8 protein-coding genes, 11 tRNA genes, 2 rRNA genes and 1 pseudogene (1 of these 22 only partly in view) are annotated in these 18247 nt (G+C 46.6%); 2 read left to right on the plus strand and 20 right to left on the minus strand.

The genetic code is table 11. The features are described 5' to 3' along the window. Positions 1–10: 10 nt before the first annotated feature. Together AR543_RS21825 and AR543_RS21830 are read left to right on the plus strand one after the other, a co-directional pair. Positions 11–1474 (plus strand): sensor histidine kinase, encoded by a 1464-nt coding sequence (locus AR543_RS21825; RefSeq protein ID WP_060536414.1) that lies wholly within the window; start codon positions 11–13, stop codon positions 1472–1474. Further along, a pseudogene (locus tag AR543_RS21830) lies at positions 1474–2168 on the plus strand (response regulator transcription factor). Before AR543_RS21825 ends, AR543_RS21830 begins: the two are co-directional and overlap by 1 nt. 164 nt (positions 2169–2332) lie before the next feature. Here AR543_RS21830 and glmS read toward each other — a convergent pair. From glmS to AR543_RS21930, 20 genes are all read right to left on the minus strand, one after another. After that, positions 2333–4165 carry a glutamine--fructose-6-phosphate transaminase (isomerizing) gene (gene glmS, locus AR543_RS21835; protein ID WP_060536415.1) on the minus strand — a complete coding sequence of 611 codons (1833 nt, stop codon included), beginning with the start codon at positions 4163–4165 and terminating at the stop codon, positions 2333–2335. An 884-nt stretch (positions 4166–5049) separates the two neighbouring features. Continuing rightward, positions 5050–6390, minus strand: a complete 1341-nt coding sequence (gene glmM / locus AR543_RS21840) for a phosphoglucosamine mutase (RefSeq protein WP_060536416.1) — start codon at positions 6388–6390, stop codon at positions 5050–5052. 177 nt (positions 6391–6567) lie between these two features. After that, positions 6568–8169: a CdaR family protein gene (locus AR543_RS21845; protein ID WP_060536417.1), complete on the minus strand. Its 1602-nt coding sequence runs from the start codon at positions 8167–8169 to the stop codon at positions 6568–6570. Continuing rightward, the gene (cdaA, locus tag AR543_RS21850; RefSeq protein WP_060536418.1) at positions 8150–8992 is read right to left on the minus strand and encodes a diadenylate cyclase CdaA; all 843 of its coding nucleotides are present in this window, start codon (positions 8990–8992) and stop codon (positions 8150–8152) included. Before cdaA ends, AR543_RS21845 begins: the two co-directional genes overlap by 20 nt. 372 nt (positions 8993–9364) lie before the next feature. Next, the gene (locus AR543_RS21855) at positions 9365–9979 is read right to left on the minus strand and encodes a zf-HC2 domain-containing protein (protein WP_017814207.1); all 615 of its coding nucleotides are present in this window, start codon (positions 9977–9979) and stop codon (positions 9365–9367) included. Positions 9980–10144: 165 nt separating this feature from the next. Next, complete coding sequence (gene sigW / locus AR543_RS21860; RefSeq protein WP_060536419.1) at positions 10145–10714, minus strand: RNA polymerase sigma factor SigW; 570 nt, start codon at positions 10712–10714, stop codon at positions 10145–10147. 569 nt (positions 10715–11283) lie between these two features. Beyond that, a complete protein-coding gene (ppc, locus tag AR543_RS21865; protein WP_060536420.1) occupies positions 11284–14079 on the minus strand; it encodes a phosphoenolpyruvate carboxylase in 2796 nt (931 codons plus the stop codon). 518 nt (positions 14080–14597) lie between these two features. Continuing rightward, positions 14598–14671, minus strand: a tRNA-Gly gene (locus AR543_RS21870). A 5-nt stretch (positions 14672–14676) separates the two neighbouring features. Next, positions 14677–14750 (minus strand) — tRNA-Pro (locus AR543_RS21875). Positions 14751–14772: 22 nt separating this feature from the next. Next, positions 14773–14849 (minus strand) — tRNA-Arg (locus AR543_RS21880). A gap of 4 nt (positions 14850–14853) precedes the next feature. After that, a tRNA-Gly gene (locus AR543_RS21885) sits at positions 14854–14928 on the minus strand. 11 nt (positions 14929–14939) lie between these two features. Then, positions 14940–15021, minus strand: a tRNA-Leu gene (locus AR543_RS21890). 15 nt (positions 15022–15036) lie between these two features. Then, positions 15037–15112 (minus strand) — tRNA-Lys (locus tag AR543_RS21895). 4 nt (positions 15113–15116) lie between these two features. Further along, a tRNA-Gln gene (locus AR543_RS21900) sits at positions 15117–15191 on the minus strand. A gap of 18 nt (positions 15192–15209) precedes the next feature. Next, positions 15210–15285: transfer RNA gene (locus tag AR543_RS21905), tRNA-Val, on the minus strand. An 11-nt stretch (positions 15286–15296) separates the two neighbouring features. After that, a tRNA-Glu gene (locus AR543_RS21910) sits at positions 15297–15368 on the minus strand. Positions 15369–15378: 10 nt separating this feature from the next. Then, positions 15379–15451, minus strand: a tRNA-Thr gene (locus AR543_RS21915). A 3-nt stretch (positions 15452–15454) separates the two neighbouring features. Further along, a tRNA-Asn gene (locus AR543_RS21920) sits at positions 15455–15530 on the minus strand. Between the two features lie 39 nt (positions 15531–15569). After that, positions 15570–15686, minus strand: a 5S ribosomal RNA gene (rrf, locus tag AR543_RS21925). 71 nt (positions 15687–15757) lie between these two features. Then, positions 15758–18247, minus strand: a 23S ribosomal RNA gene (locus tag AR543_RS21930) (it continues 433 nt past the right edge of the window).

Consider the following 18247-nt stretch of genomic DNA (forward strand, 5'->3'; position numbering starts at 1 on the left):
GGATAAAGGTATGACAATTAAACAGCGCTTGGTGATCTCTAACATTCTTATGGTTGTAATACCTGTATTTATTTCTGTCATTATTATTCTGTCCGGCAAGTTACTGTCCGATCAGTACTGGAAAAGTATTGACGAGAGCGAAAACAGTGCCTATGCCGACCCCAGCAGACTATTAAATGTCACCAAGCAACTGATTCGTGAACAGCCCCATCCCGATTCCAACCAGGTCCGGAAGCTAAACGAGTATCTGAACAAAAACTCCATGAAATTGAGCATCTATTCCGCTTCGTCCCAAAAGCAGATCTACAACTTTGGTATGCTGGATATTGATGCGGATAACAAAATGATGAAAATCATCTGGACACTCCAGGGAGAAGCCAGTCTGTCACTGGAAAAGGAAAGCGTCTATACCCAGCCTGTCCAGGTGGATGGAGATCGTTATATCGTCTCTATTTTCAGCAAATACGACCGCTACAATTCGATAGATGACAATTACGAACTATATAGCTTCCTTAGTAATATTTTCCTTGTACTGCTGGGACTGGGGACGATTATTACTGTTATTTTCACCAATCGGTTTCTGACTCATTTTGTATTCAGGCATATTCGTCAGCCGCTCGACAACCTGGTCCATGCCGTTCACGAGATTCGGGACGGAAACCTGGATGCACATATCCATTATCCAAATAATGATGAATTTGCTGCGGTCTGCAAAGATTTTAACGATATGGCGGTCCAGCTCAAGCAATCGCTGCAGCTGATTCAGAGGCAGGAAGAGAACCGCAAGGAACTGCTGGCCAGCATCTCCCACGATCTGCGTTCGCCGCTTACTTCGATTCGTGCGTATTCCGAAGGATTGCTGGACGGTGTTGCCAGTACACCGGAGTCCCGTCAAAAATACATTTCGATGATCAAAACCAAAGCCGAGGATATCGATCGCATGGTATCCAAAATATTCCTTTTTTCCAAATTAGATATGGGTGATTATCCATATGATCCCGAAGTACTGGATGTTCATCAGGAGCTGTTGTCCTTGATTCGGGCGACTGCTGAGGAGTATCGGACACGAGGTCTTGATATTGAAATGGATATCTCCGATGCTCCGGCTGCGATTGTAGCCGATCAGGTGCAGCTGGATAGTATTTTTACGAATATTCTGGAAAACAGCCTGAACTACAAAGACAAGGAACGCTGCCTCATTCGGATCAGTACCCGGCTGCAGCAGGATCAGCTGCTCATTACGTTGACCGACAATGGTCCCGGGGTACCGGAAGAATCGCTGGGCAAATTATTTGATGCTTTTTACCGCAGTGATCCTTCACGCAATCTTCCCCACAAGGGCAGTGGTCTGGGACTCGCTATTACAGCCAAAGCCGTAGAACGCATGGGTGGTCATATTGAAGCCAGGCTGGCATCTACAGGCGGTCTCTGTATCGAGATTATACTGCCAGTGCTTCAACAGGAGGACTTATAATGAAAAAGATACTGATTATTGAAGATGATGAAGCTATTGCAGCGATTGAACGGGATTACCTGGAGATCAACCAGTTTGCCGTAGAAATCGCCGACAATGGCATTACCGGTGCAGAACGGGCGTTATCCGGCCAATTCCAGCTTATCCTGCTGGATCTGATGCTGCCGGGTCAGGATGGATTCGCTGTCTGCCGACAGCTACGGGAGAAGCTCGATATTCCGATCCTGATGGTAACCGCCAAGCAGGAAGATATCGATAAAATTCGTGGATTGGGACTGGGTGCAGATGATTATATTGTAAAGCCCTTTTCCCCCATGAGTTGATTGCCCGGGTCAAATCCAATCTGGCACAGTATGATCGGCTCAAAAAAGGAATAGGCGCAGCCCAGCAGAGCGGTACTATTGAGATGGGCGCCTTCGTAATCAATACCCATGCCCACCGCGCCTATCTGCAGGGACGCGAACTGGAGCTGAAGAAAAAGGAATTTGAGCTGCTGCATTTTCTGGTGCTGAATTCTAATATTGTGTTCAGCAAAGATACGCTGTACGAACGCATCTGGGGCTTTGACTCGGTAGGTGATAATGCTACTGTAGCTGTTCATATCAATCGTCTGCGCGAGAAGGTTGAAGACGACCCGGGCAATCCGCGCTATATTCAGACCGTATGGGGAGCGGGCTATCGTTTTCAACCGTAAGTAACCTGCTATGATGCATATAAAAATGCACCCTTTCCGACTTAACAGCTTACCTGTAAAAGGTCTGCCTGTTTAGGGAAAGGGTGCATTTTCTATTTATAATACCATACAGGGATACACGTCATCATCGCCTGCATATTATTAATCGATCAACTCGTAACCTACTATTCAACCGTTACGCTTTTCGCCAGGTTACGTGGTTTGTCCACATCATGCTCCAGCGCCAGAGAAGCGTAGTAAGCCAGCAGCTGCAGTACAACAACAGACAGTGCCGGGCTCAGGATTGGCAGTGTTCTTGGAATTGTCATCACGGTATCTACCGATTTGAGCAAATCTTCACGGTTTTCTTCATAAGAGACAACCATCACTTCGCCACCACGAGCTTTGACTTCCTTGATATTGCTGACTGTTTTCTCGATAACATCTTCCTGTGTTGCCAGAGCGATAACAGGGATACCATCTTCGATCAGAGCCAGTGTACCGTGTTTCAGCTCACCTGCAGCATAAGCTTCGGAATGGATATAGGAGATCTCTTTCAGTTTCAGAGAACCTTCCTGTACGACTGCATAATCCACACCGCGTCCGATAAAGAAGAGGTGTTTGTGCTGAGCGATATGCTCTGCATATTCTTTGATTTCCGGTGCCATTTCCAGTACTTTTTCTACCTGCTCCGGCAAGGAATCCATAGCTGCCAGTGTACGCGTAATCTCTTCGGTTGTCTGTGTGCCGCGAATCTCGGCCATGTACAGACCGAACAGATAGAATGCGATCAGCTGGGAAGTGTAGGCTTTGGTAGAAGCTACAGCAATTTCCGGTCCTGCCAGTGTAGCGATTACGTCATCTGCATCACGAGCGATCGAGCTGCCTACCACGTTGGTGATTGCAATAACGTGAGCACCATTGGCCTGTGCTTCACGCAGTGCTGCCAATGTATCTGCAGTCTCACCGGATTGGCTGACTACGATGACCAGTGTATCTTTGTTCACGATCGGAGAACGATAACGATACTCGGAAGCCACATCCGTTTCAACCGGAATATGAGCCAGCTTCTCAATAATGTTACGTCCTACCAGACCTGCATGGTACGCTGTACCACATGCAATAATCTGTACATTACGGATATTGCGAATTTGCTCGGCTGTCAGCTTCAGATCACTGAAGTGAACGCCTTTACCATCGTCATTAACACGGCCCAGCATGGTGTCACGATAAGCTTTTGGCTGCTCATGAATTTCTTTCAGCATGAAATGGTCAAATCCGCCTTTTTCTGCGGTTACTGCATCCCAGTCCACATGAATCATTTCCCGAGAAATAAAGTTGCCTTCAATCGACATCAGTTCAACAGCATCCTTGGTCAGAACAGCCATTTCACCATCATTCAGAATATATACGTTACGTGTATATTTCAGAATAGCCGGGATATCCGAACCGATAAAGTTCTCGCCTTCCCCTACGCCGATAACGAGCGGGCTGGCTTGACGTACAGCTACCAGTTTGTCTGGCTCATGCTCTGTCAGAACGCCCAGTGCAAATGCACCGCGCATGTAAGTAACTGCTTTTTGTACAGCTTTTACGATATCACCTTCGTATTCACGAGCTACCAGATGCGCGATAACTTCAGTATCCGTCTCGGATACAAAGTGAATACCGGAACGAATCAGTTCATCTTTCAGTTCCAGATAGTTCTCGATAATGCCGTTGTGTACAACAGAGAATTTTTGCTTCTCGTCTGTATGCGGATGGGAGTTAACGTCAGATGGTTTACCGTGAGTCGCCCAGCGCGTGTGTCCGATACCTGCTCTGCCGATCAGTGGATGCTGCTCCAGTTTGGATTCCAGGTTAGCCATGCGTCCCTGTGCTTTGACAATCTGCAGACCACTGTCTGTAAATACGGAGATACCTGCGGAATCATACCCGCGATACTCCAATTTGCGAAGTCCATCTACCAGAATTTCCTGCGTATTTTTATCTCCAATATATCCAACAATACCACACATGTTTATATTCCTCCGTTCGATAGTACGTCTGTTGACGTTGATAAGTACACGAGGAATAGAAATCAGTACTATTCAATTATAGATTCGTAATGAATGCACACTTGATAATGCTGTATTTCTATTCATGTCACATGCACATTCTTATAATGATAAAGCTGGCATCGAATGGATCTTTGTGGCAGAGATCACTCTCTGCATTTGGATTCCAATTTGCGGTCTGATGCATCACCGGAAGGTCCCCGCCGAATGTTTCGAACACCTTCACCTCGTCAGCTCGATATTTACTTTCTCCGTCTCTTCGAGCTCTGGCGCTTGGTCTTGCCTGGCAACATCACGATCCTCACTTTCTGTTTCTTGAGTGATGCTGTTGTAAGCACTGCAATGTTACAGTTATATTACAAATAGCAACTTTTTCATTATATGCATGTTTCCCGGATAAGGCAATGATAAAAATGTGACATCATTGTCATGAGCAGAATGAATAGCCTTTATATGAAATTACGTTCATATGAGTATGTTTAATTGCTGTGTATATTCTACATTTACACGATAAATGACTGAATTAACCTTTATATCCGAAATATTTTACAATTATATCCATTTAATTCTGTCCTTTTTTTGCCTTGTTCATTTTCTTTTTTGCCGTACTAACGGCTGAATGTTTAAAATTCCATACTCCCTCACATCATATTCAAATCCACTATATATCCTTAAAGTAAAAAGACAGCGAGTCTGCGTGAACAGGCTTACTGTCTTTTACTTTACTTGTATCATTAAAAATATTATTGAAAAGCTGCATTTAGTTTATTACCAAGCTGCCGAATCAGTCGTCTTCACAACACTCTGCACACTTTTGAATAAACGAACAACCAGATACATAAGGTTTATACCAGTTCTTTTTTGACAACATCCACGATCTGGGCTACGTACTGCTCCAATTCGTTTTTATCCGGGCCTTCCGCCATTACACGGATCAGAGATTCTGTGCCAGACGGGCGTACCAGTACACGTCCGTTGCTGCCCAGTTGGTCTTCAACCGCTTTGACGGCAGCAGCGATTGCTGTATTGCCTTCGTAACGTGCTTTGCTTTCGACACGTACGTTTACCAGTACCTGTGGATACTTGTTCATCATGGACTTCAGCTCGCTGAGTGACTTGCCAGAACCAACCAGTGTATCTACCAGCTGTACCGCTGTCAGGATACCGTCCCCGGTTGTGATGTAATCAAGGAAAATAACATGGCCGGACTGCTCGCCACCGAGTGTGTAACCACCACGTCTCATCTCTTCCATAACATAACGGTCGCCTACTGCTGTCTGTGCTGTACGCAGAGAAAGAGCTTCTGTAGCTTTGTAGAAGCCGATATTGCTCATTACCGTGGATACAATTGTACTGTCTTTCAGCTTGCCGGCACGATTCATTGCATCGCCGCAGATACAGAGGATATAATCACCGTCCACTTCTTCTCCTTTGTCATCGATAGCAATCAGACGATCCGCATCCCCATCAAAAGCCAGACCGATCTGTGCACCATGACGCAGAACTTCCTCTTTCAGTTTCTCAGGATGGGTAGATCCACAGTGGTCATTGATATTCAGACCATTCGGTTCTGCACCAATAGCGATAACTTCTGCACCCAGTTCTTTGAAGAAAGCAGGAGCCAGTTCATACGCTGCTCCATTGGCGCAGTCCATTACAATTTTCACCCCAGCAAAAGAATGCGTAATCGTAGACTTGAGATGCTCCAGATACTTGTATTTGGATGTATCATCATTAACAATCGTTCCCAGCTCTGCTCCGACTGGACGTGGCAGTTCATCGACTTCTGCATCCATCAATGCTTCGATCTGCAGCTCGGTTTCATCGGACAGCTTGAATCCGTCACCGCCAAAAAACTTGATGCCGTTATCTTCTACCGGATTATGTGAAGCGGAGATCATGACGCCTGCATCCGCTTTAAGCAAACGAGTGATGTACGCTACCGCCGGTGTACTTACAACACCGAGACGAATAATGTGAGCGCCGATAGACAGCATACCGGCGATCAGAGCCGATTCCAGCATTAGACCGGAGATGCGGGTATCCATTCCAATTACTACGGTTGGCTTTTCTGCCCCATGTGTCAGTACATAACCGCCACAGCGTCCAATCTGATAAGCCATTTCTGCTGTTAATTCCTTGTTTGCTACACCACGTACACCGTCTGTTCCGAAATATTTACCCATAGTTGTGCTCCCTTATGATATTAATAATAAATTGAATTGTTGTTTGGACAGTCTAAAAGCAGCCCGGCAGCGGCGATTCTGCTAACTTTATCGCCGATCGGACTGCATCAGACAACCATTTCTTTATACGTCTTCCCTACCTTACTGTCAATAGCTATTCGTATCATTTATATCCAATCAATGATAGGTTGTAGTGAAAACCGCTTTGGCACTTGTTGTAGTCTCGCCATTCTGGTTGGCAGAGCCCTGTTTGGGCTGTGTATTTTCTTCTGTAGATGGAGCAGTGGGCTGCGTAGATTCATTACTGGATACTGGCGGCGTTCCTGCTTCCGGCTGCTCTCCTTCTGTCGGAGGCGTCTCCGGCTGCTGTTCACTGCCTGTACCGGAATCCGTGCCTGGCTTTTCTTCCGGGTTCGAGGAGTCAGGTACAGCATTACCTGTTCCCGTACCTGACTCATTCTCCCCCTCTTCGGTAGTACCCGCGCCATTATTGGATCCATTATCTGCAGCCCCATTGCCTGCTCCCGAATTATCTGCCTTTTCTGTAATTGTAACTGTTACATCCAGCTTGATTCCAGGGTCCGTCAGGCTAACCGTTTCCGGCAGTACAATCTGAACCGGAATCGTATACGTACCTGGTCCGCGGCCGCTTAGATTAGCTGTAGCCTTGATATCTTCGGGCTTCACAGCCTGAAGTGCTTCCGGTGAGCCTTTGATATTCAGACTGACCTGTTTGCTTTGCGGCTTAGTAATCACGGCTTCCAGATTGGAGCCCGTGCCTACAAGGCCGATCGGTATATTCTGAATCACTCGCTCGGAGAATTCCTCTGTCATGATTTTCACCTGAACCGAAGAAGGCGAGATGCGTTCGGTTCCCTCGGGAAGAGCCAGCTTGGCTGTCAATGTGACAGTGCCTGCCTGCTCTATAGAGCTCAGATCGACCGAAGCAGTAATCGAGTCACCCAGTGCAGCCAGAGCAGATTCGGATCCGTACACCTTGATCTGATCTGCGCTGACCTCGGTTCCGGCCAGTACCAGACGATCCGGCAGCTGGCCGGTATAGCTAAGATTGAGCGGCAGCGTTCTGGTTGCAGCTCCGATCGGTACTTCTGCTTTGACCGAAGAAGGCGAAATAATGGCATCCTTCATTACATTTCCGGATTTATCATACACAGCCAGTGCTACCGTTTTGGACACGGTATCGGTTGCGCCTGCTACGCTGATCACACCCTGCACTTTCTGCACATCCTCCAGACGGCTCTGCGGCAGTGTAACACTTACCTTGTCAGTTCCATCCGTAATAACCGGGTTGCCTTTCTGATAGCCGGCAGCAGGCTCTCCTTGCGTAATAATCTCGGGTACAAAAGCATTGGATGTTTTCTCTTCAATCGTTACCTTTACTACACTGGGTGTGGAAGACACATACTGCACACTTGCCGGTGTATCGGTAATCAGTGGAAGACTGACAGTTCCTGCTCCCTTAATCTGGCTCAGATCTACTTTTGCCTTGTAGCTGTCCGAAGGCAGAAGATCCGGACGCGTACCTCGTACTTCAATACTTACCGTCGAGGGCTCAATCGATTTCAATACATATTTGTCTTCATCAAAACCATAAGGTTGTACCTGCACATCATTAATTACACTGGTGCCTACCTGAGAGGCTGAGGATTGCATAGGAAGAGTATTGTTATCCATATGGACCATAATCCACAGCAGTATGCTTACAACCAATGCCAGCACCTTGGCTACCGTGTTATTACTAATCCATTTGTCCATCATCCTTGTTATCCCCCTTTCGCTTCCAGAACAGGCTCTTTTTCTCCTTGGTCGTTACATTGGGTTTGAGAGCTTCATGCAGTTTGGAGATTAGAGATTCTTCGTTGATATCACGAATAACCTGTCCATTCATTGCAAGGGATACTTGCCCGGTTTCCTCGGATACAATCAGCGACAGCGCATCGCCTACTTCACTGATACCGATCGCTGCCCTGTGACGTGTTCCGAGCTCTTTGCTAATAAAAGGATTCTCGGACAGCGGAAGATAGCAGGCTGCTGCCGAAATTTGCTGCCCCTGTATAATCACGGCGCCATCATGCAGCGGCGTATTCGGTATGAAGATATTGATAAGCAGCTCCGAACTGACTACAGACTGCATTTTAATACCTGATTCGGTATATTCGTTTAATCCTGTTGTCCGTTCGAATACGATCAATGCGCCAATTTTTCGTCTGGACAGATAATTGACAGACTTGATCACTTCGTTGATCATGCGGGTAATTTCTTCATCTTCTGCTATTGTACGTCCAAAGATTTTACCACGTCCGAGCTGCTCCAGACCCCGGCGCAGTTCCGGCTGGAAAATGATAAACACGGCCAGCACTCCAAAAGTGAATGCCTGGTTCATCAGCCATTTTAATGTATACAAATCAAACCAGGTGCTCAGCGCCCAGATGACGACAAGCACGAGAATACCCTTTAGCAGCTGCACTGCCCGGGTACCACGTACCAGAAGAATGAGCTGATAAATGATGTACGTTACAATCAATATGTCGATTATATCTTTAATGGAATCTTTCCAAGTCAAGTCCGCAAAATACTCCATACTGCAACCCCCGTTATGTTCTATCTGGTGGACCTTTAACCTGGTATACTCGCTGCCTGCATTTTTGGATACATACAGACTTGCTTCAGGCTGTTAGTGTACTGTATATGCTATATTGCACCATCGGCCAGGACTACGCGTACTTTGAACACTCACACCATTCCCGTACTTATTAGCAGTATAATATATAATATTACCCTAACCTGCCGTTAAATTTACTACCTTTTTTCATAAAATGCCTATAACTTTTCATATGGTAGCTGCAGACCACTATTTGTGTCTGTTAAAGTCCACTGCCCTATTTTACACGTTTTATCCGTGAACATGCAAAAAAGACGCCTTCTACATAAGAGGCGCCTTACAAAAAGTCATTTAATTAGTAGAGGCGACTTCTGAAAATGCTGTTGAAATTTTGTACCAAAGCCAGCCTACCGCTTGATCTACCGTTTGAACCTGTCCAGAGATATGGGCCGTACTTGCTTGAAAAATGCTGCCATCGATAACTGTTACATCGCCTTCAACATCACCATAAATCTTGGCTTGCCCTTTTTCTATAGTTAAATTACCGGCAATCGTTTTGCCTTCCGGTACAATCACCGTATTTCCTTCAATCACAACCTGATCCAGATTCTGTCCTTTGACGATCATTTCAGGACCTTCATTCCAGAAGGGAAGTGTACCGAGCAGAATCACGAAAAATGCTGCTGCTGCCGTTAACGCCGGATGTCTCTTCAACCAGGTCGTCCAGGCAGGAGGCTGCTTCTTCTTGGGAAGAGCCTGCATAATCCGGTCGGTGAGCTCATCAGATACTGGCGGCTTGCGGTGATTGACGGCAAACAGAAGCAATTCAGTCTGCTCCAATTCTTTAAAAACTGCACGGCACTCTGAGCACTCAGCCATATGCTGCTTGAGCTCATTTGCCTGTTCATCAGGTAAGTCGCCGTCCAGGTACTCATGTATAAATGAGACGGCCAGTTTGCAATCCATATGAGCCATTCCTTTCTTGTATATAATATTCCAGCATCATATCACAGCCGGACCATGTCTGGAACTGCGATTACTCTGTTAAATACGCTTCAGGTTTCAAACCGTTTCATAAACCTGAAGCTTTTTTTTGATTTTCATAACAATATTTAAAAATAATGGTACATCCTACAGCTTGGATTCCAGCTTTTTACGCAAAAATTCCCGGCCGCGGTGGACACGGGTTTTGATTGTAGTTACCGGCATATCCATAACATCGCTGATTTCCTGCAAGGACAGCTCTTGCAGATAACGCAGAATCATGACAGTTTTGTATTTATCCGGTAAAGAATCGATCGCCTGATGAATAAGCTGCTGTGTCTCTGTAAGCAGGTATTCACTTTCCGGCGTACGTTCATCACCCGGAATCAATGCATAACCATCTGTACTGTCCTGGTCATTCAATTCCGCATCCAGTGAAAAGCTCGGTTTGCGTTTGCGCAGCCGGTCAATACACAGGTTGGTAGCAATCCGGTAGATCCAGGTCGAGAATTTTTGCTTTGGATCATAGCGATCCAGACTTTTATAGACCCGCAAAAACGTCTCTTGTACTACATCTTCCGCTTCATGACGATTGCTCAACATACGGTAACCCAAATGAAATATCTTGTCTTTGTATAAATCAACGATTTCGGCAAATGCACGCTGATCACCTTTCAGCGCCAATTTGGCTAATCTCGTATCCAGATTATCCACCATCACTCCCCCAGACTCAGTTCCCGGTATGTATAGTATTCTGTAAAACCATTTTACAATCCAATTAAAATCGTAATGGATGATACCTTAAATTGCAATCTTAATCCTCTGTTTCTTGCAAACTTCTTTTGTTTTTCGGAAAACAGGAAAATAACTGCCTGCAAATCTCCTATGAATCAGTTCATTTTTTATTATCATGTTGTTTTTTTATAATGATCTGTTGTACATAATAAACTTTCGAATACAATAAATTTTCGAACAAAATAAGCTTTTGAACATAATAAGCTTTTATTCATAATAAGCTTTTATTCATAATAAAAGGCTGACATTATTTCCAAACAATAATGTCAGCCTTTTGAATTGTATCCTTCTCCGGTGGTTATACAACCAGAAATGTATACCGTCTATATGGAGCTATCTGTCATAATGCTTTTATAATTTGAGAGATTGGCATTGATCGTCTATTAACCTAAACAACCCCATTGTGCTTGGCTGCATGGCTATCTGCTATCTGCTATCTGCTATCTGCTATCTGCATAGTCTACTTAACCTCTATACAAATACTACCCAAATCAGCCCGTATTTCTCAAACCTGCCGCAATACCATTGATCGTCAATAGTACTTCACGCAGCAATTCCGGATCATCTGCACCTTCTTCACGAATCTGGCGCAGTTCACTAAGCAGCTGTACCTGCAAATAGCTGAGTGGATCTACATATGGGTTACGCAGACGTACCGATTCCTGAATAACCGGAACATTATCAAGAATGTCCTGTTGTCCGGTAATTTGAAGTACCAGATCACGAGTCAGATTAAATTCGGACTCGATTAATCCGAAGATGCGTGCGCGGGACTGATCATCCTGACACATTCCTGCATACTCTCTGGCAATCGTCAGATCCGCTTTCGCAATAGCCATTTGCAGCGTATCGATCAATGTCGTAAAGAACGGGAACTCTTTATACATTATTTGCAGAACAGCCATATTTTCAGGCTGATTCTGATAAAAATGCTGCAATCCTGTACCGGCAGCATACCATGCCGGTAGCAGATAACGACTCTGTGTCCAGGCAAATACCCACGGAATTGCCCGTAAATCCTCGAACCGATCACTGTTTTTACGTTTGGAAGGACGAGAACCGATATTCAGTTCGCCTACTTCCGGCAAAGGCGTGGACTGCTTGAAGAAGCTCATAAAGTCAGGATCACGGAAAATCAGCTGCTGGTATTTATCCAGCGATACTTCCGAAATACCACGAATGATGTCTTCCCACTCCTCATTTCCCTCACCGGCAGGTTCTCCGGTTTTGGCAATCGTAGCGGAATGAATCAGCGCAGAGATTGCCTGTTCCAGACTACGGTAAGCAATTCCCTGCAAAGAGTAACGGGATGATAATACTTCACCCTGCTCCGTAATCTTGATGCCTCCACCGATCGTATGCGGCGGCTGTGCAAGAATACTGCGATCCAGCGACATTCCGCCGCGACCGAGCGCACCACCACGACCATGGAAAAATTTCAGCTTGATGCTGTATTCCTGGCCCATCGCCGTAATATTGTTAAGGGCAAGACGCAGTTCCCAGTTTGCTGTAACCACACCGCCATCTTTGTTGCTATCCGAGTAACCAAGCATAATCTCATGCAGGTCATTCATCGCTGCTACTGCTTTGCGATAAGCAGGCAAATCAAGCACTTGACGCATAATCCGAGGTGCTTCGTGCAGATCATCGATCGTCTCGAACAGCGGAACTGCCTGCAATGTACAGTGTACACTGCCGTCCGCCAATTGACGGAACAATCCCATCTCTTTGGCGAATACCATCACTTCCAGAATATCGCTCGCTCCCTGTGTCATACTGATCAGGTAGCTGGAGATACAGTTGGTACCGAACTCCTGCTGCGCTTTATGAATCGTACGATACACTGCCAGACACTCTTCTGTGCTCTCGCTATATTTGAAATAAGGAGAAGTAATCGGTCTTGGATCGCTTAGCAGCTTGCCAAGCAGCTCGATTTTCTCTTCTTCCTGAAGTTTGGAGTAATCCTCCACAATCTCCATATTGGCGAGAATTTCCTTAAGGGAGTTCTCGTGCTCCTGGCTATGTTGACGTACGTCAAGTGTAGCCGTATGGAACCCGAATAGCTCAACCTGGCGGATCATCTTTTTCACGTATGTATCCGCTACATAATCAGCATAATGATGACGAAGGCTCTTATCAATCACTTTCAGATCTTCCAGCAGTTCAGATACATCATTGTAACGCTCTGTAGTACCCTGCTTGGAATCATCACCAATATTGCTCAGCTTGCGCAGCATATAAGCGATCTTGATCCGATAAGGCTCATTTTCATTATTCCAACTGTAGATTTTATCGATAGTGACATGCAGACGATCTTTTTGAATAGAAGACAACAGTTCTTCCGACACATCAATGATCGTTGTGCTGAAGCTCAGCGACTGCATCATTTCACGCAGGATACGCTGGTATTCACGAATAGCCAGCTTCCGCTGCATCTGTAGTGTTTTCCAGGTCACTTCTGCTGTAACAGAAGGGTTACCATCCCGGTCTCCACCAATCCATGAGCCAAAGCGCAAGAAACCAGGTACATGCCAGTCATGCTCAGGGTAATGTTTGGACAGCGAACGCTCCAGCTCCTGATACAATTCAGGTAGTACATCAAACAGCGTCTCGTGGAAGTAATACATCCCGTTACGCACTTCATCCAGTACAGTCGGTTTGCGATCACGCAGCTCGTCTGTTTGCCAGAGAGTAATAACCTCATTCAGCAGCTTCTCACGCAGTTGTTCCCGTTCACGGAAAGTAAGCGTTGGATTGTCCAGCAGCTTTACATCTTCAGAAATACGCTTATGAATATCCAGAATAGCCCGGCGCATAGCCTCGGTTGGATGGGCAGTCATAACCAGTTCCAGTGAAAGGTCAGCAAAGATCGCTTCAACCTCTTCAGCCGTAAAGTTATTATTTTTCAGTTCCTGAACAGCGTTTTCCATCGTTCCAGATTGTACATTTTCACCAGCAGAACGTTCATAATCACGTTTCCGGCGGATACGATGATTTTGCTCTGCGATATTAACGAGTTGAAAATAAACAGCAAAAGCACGTATAACCTGATGTCTGTTATCAGAATCCAGATTTTTGATTAATGTTTTGAATTCTTCAAATACCTCTGGCAAAGAAACTGCCCGTAATGATTTGCTCAACTCACGAATTTTTTCGACGATATCCAGCAGCTCCTGGCCTCCCTGGTGTACGAGTACCTCTCCCAGGATATTGCCCAAAAAACGTACATCACGTCGAAGCAAATTATTAGAATGATTTTTACTCACATTGACTGTCAACTCAGACATGCTCTTCCTCCTATCGTTCCCGGTGGTTCATTCTATTTAAAGGTTCACATCTTCTTAACATCATACAACAAAGCCGGAATGATTACTTTAATTAATTTGAATAATATGATTAATTATGCAAACATTCTATCATTCATTCATAATGCTTCACAGCGTTATTGCGCAAAAATATTATACTACACTTTTTCCATACTAATTGTACAAAGTCTCACAAAAAAGTTCACAAATTAACTTCCATAGTAACCTGTATAGTTTTCTATTATTTAAAATGTCCTTACTATCCTAATCAGTTAAATACAAAAATGGAGCAAATCTCAACGCAAACGTTTGTACTTGCTTTGATCAGTACCTTCTACATCCTAAACCTTAAATCTTAAATCTTAAATCTTAAATCTTAGATTTTAGATCTTTACATAATAGTTAAAACGATGATCCATTATTATTCGATGAAATCATAATTCCTTTTGTAAAACCTGTATATAGCAAAAAAAGACCGTTACCGGTCTTTATATACATATTGGAGCGGGTGATGGGAATCGAACCCACGCTATCAGCTTGGAAGGCTGAAGTTCTACCATTGAACTACACCCGCATCAATCGGGATGACACGATTTGAACATGCGACCCCCTGGTCCCAAACCAGGTGCTCTACCAAGCTGAGCTACATCCCGATACATATTATAATAATAAAAATGGCGCGCCCTAAGAGATTCGAACTCCTGACCTTTTGATTCGTAGTCAAACGCTCTATCCAGCTGAGCTAAGGGCGCGTATTGGAGCGGACGACGGGAATCGAACCCGCGACCCTCGCCTTGGCAAGGCGATGCTCTACCGCTGAGCCACGTCCGCAAAAATAAGGATGCGCGTGGAGGGACTTGAACCCCCACGTCGTAAGACGCTAGATCCTAAGTCTAGTGCGTCTGCCAATTCCGCCACACGCGCATATTGATAAATAAATGGTGAGCCATGAAGGACTCGAACCTTCGACACCCTGATTAAAAGTCAGGTGCTCTACCAACTGAGCTAATGGCTCTCAATGGCTGGGGATATAGGATTTGAACCTATGCATGACGGAGTCAAAGTCCGTTGCCTTACCGCTTGGCTAATCCCCAACGTATCAAGAATATCTATGGTGGAGACTGAGGGGATCGAACCCCCGACCCTCTGCTTGTAAGGCAGATGCTCTCCCAGCTGAGCTAAGTCTCCATAAATGTAGATGACCCGTAGGGGATTCGAACCCCTGTTACCTCCGTGAAAGGGAGGTGTCTTAACCCCTTGACCAACGGGCCTTGCTGAGTAAGCTCTCAACCGGATTCGAACCGGTGACCTCATCCTTACCATGGATGCACTCTACCTACTGAGCTATGAGAGCAAATGGCTCCCCGAACAGGACTCGAACCTGTGACAACTCGATTAACAGTCGAGTGCTCTACCAACTGAGCTATCAGGGAATAATGCCCGCTCGTGCGAGCGGAAGTCTTGCTGTTTTCGCTTGGCAACGTCCTACTCTCCCAGGACCCTGCGGTCCAAGTACCATCGGCGCTGGAGGGCTTAACGGTCGTGTTCGGGATGGGTACGTGTGGAACCCCTCCGCCATCATCACCAAACGTCTTACCTTACAGGTTAATCACCTGAAAACTGAATCCGAAACGTAACATCGCTGCTTTAGAAAGCTTTATTGGATAAGCCCTCGACCGATTAGTATTGGTCAGCTCCATGCATTGCTGCACTTCCACCCCCAACCTATCTACCTCGTCGTCTTCAAGGGGTCTTACTAGTTGGGAAATCTCATCTTGAGGGGGCTTCACGCTTAGATGCTTTCAGCGCTTATCCCGTCCGCACGTAGCTACCCAGCGATGCTCCTGGCGGAACAACTGGTACACCAGCGGTGCGTCCATCCCGGTCCTCTCGTACTAAGGACAGCTCCTCTCAAATTTCCTGCGCCCACGACAGATAGGGACCGAACTGTCTCACGACGTTCTGAACCCAGCTCGCGTACCGCTTTAATGGGCGAACAGCCCAACCCTTGGGACCTACTTCAGCCCCAGGATGCGATGAGCCGACATCGAGGTGCCAAACCTCCCCGTCGATGTGGACTCTTGGGGGAGATAAGCCTGTTATCCCCAGGGTAGCTTTTATCCGTTGAGCGATGGCCCTTCCATGCGGTACCACCGGATCACTAAGCCCGACTTTCGTCCCTGCTCGACTTGTAGGTCTCGCAGTCAAGCTCCCTTATGCCTTTACACTCTTCGAATGATTTCCAACCATTCTGAGGGAACCTTAGGGCGCCTCCGTTACATTTTAGGAGGCGACCGCCCCAGTCAAACTGCCCACCTGACACGGTCCCTGTACCGGATCACGGTACCAGGTTAGAACTCAGATGCGATCAGGGTGGTATCCCAACGGCGCCTCCAAGGAAGCTTGCGCTCCCTCTTCGTAGGCTCCCACCTATCCTGTACAAATCGCACCCCAGTTCAATATCAAGCTGCAGTAAAGCTCCATGGGGTCTTTCCGTCTTGTCGCGGGTAACCTGCATCTTCACAGGTATTAAAATTTCACCGGATCTCTCGTTGAGACAGCGCCCAAATCGTTACGCCATTCGTGCGGGTCAGAATTTACCTGACAAGGAATTTCGCTACCTTAGGACCGTTATAGTTACGGCCGCCGTTTACTGGGGCTTCGGTTCATAGCTTCGCTTGCGCTAACCACTCCCCTTAACCTTCCAGCACCGGGCAGGCGTCAGCCCGTATACTTCGCCTTGCGGCTTCGCACAGACCTGTGTTTTTGCTAAACAGTCGCTTGGGCCTTTTCACTGCGGCCCCCTCGTGCTATTCACACTACCGGGGCACCCCTTCTCCCGAAGTTACGGGGTCATTTTGCCGAGTTCCTTAACGAGAGTTCTTCCGCGCGCCTTAGAATTCTCTTCTCGCCCACCTGTGTCGGTTTGCGGTACGGGCACCTGCTTCCTGGCTAGAGGCTTTTCTTGGCAGTGTGAGATCATGACCTTCGCTACTATAATTTTCGCTCCCCATCACAGCCTGGCCTTGGAGCATGCGGATTTACCTACATGCAAGCCTCACTGCTTAGACGGACATCCATCAGTCCGCGTCACTACCCTCCTGCGTCACCCCATTGCTCATAACGGCTTTCGGTGGTACAGGAATTTCAACCTGTTGTCCGTCGACTACGCCTTTCGGCCTCGCCTTAGGTCCCGACTTACCCTGAGAGGACGAGCCTTCCTCAGGAACCCTTGGGCTTTCGGCGGATCAGATTCTCACTGATCTTTTCGTTACTCATACCGGCATTCTCACTTGAATTCTGTCCAGCGCTCCTTACGGTACACCTTCAACCTAAATTCAACGCTCCCCTACCCCTGATACGAATGTATCAAGCCATAGCTTCGGTGGTGTGTTTAGCCCCGTTACATTTTCGGCGCAGAGTCACTCGACCAGTGAGCTATTACGCACTCTTTCAATGGTGGCTGCTTCTAAGCCAACATCCTGGTTGTCTAAGCAACTCCACATCCTTTCCCACTTAACACACACTTGGGGACCTTAGCTGATGGTCTGGGCTGTTTCCCTTTTGACAATGGACCTTAGCACCCACTGTCTGACTCCCGGAATAAAGTCTGCGGCATTCGGAGTTTGACTGAACTTGGTAACCCTTGCGGGCCCCGCATCCAATCAGTGCTCTACCTCCGCGACTCACCTTCCGAGGCTAGCCCTAAAGCTATTTCGGGGAGAACCAGCTATCTCCGGGTTCGATTGGAATTTCTCCGCTACCCCCACCTCATCCCCGCACTTTTCAACGTGCGTGGGTTCGGACCTCCAGTACGTGTTACCGTACCTTCATCCTGGACAGGGGTAGATCACCCGGTTTCGGGTCTACGTCCACGTACTAATTCGCCCTATTCAGACTCGCTTTCGCTGCGGCTCCGGCTTTTCACCTTAACCTTGCACGGGAACGTAACTCGCCGGTTCATTCTACAAAAGGCACGCCATCACCCCTATATCGGGCTCTGACTTTTTGTAAGCACACGGTTTCAGGTTCTATTTCACTCCCCTTCCGGGGTCCTTTTCACCTTTCCCTCACGGTACTGCTTCACTATCGGTCGCTAGGGAGTATTTAGCCTTACCAGATGGTCCTGGCAGATTCATACGGGGTTTCA

The organism is Paenibacillus bovis (assembly GCF_001421015.2).
Lineage (GTDB): Bacteria > Bacillota > Bacilli > Paenibacillales > Paenibacillaceae > Saccharibacillus > Saccharibacillus bovis.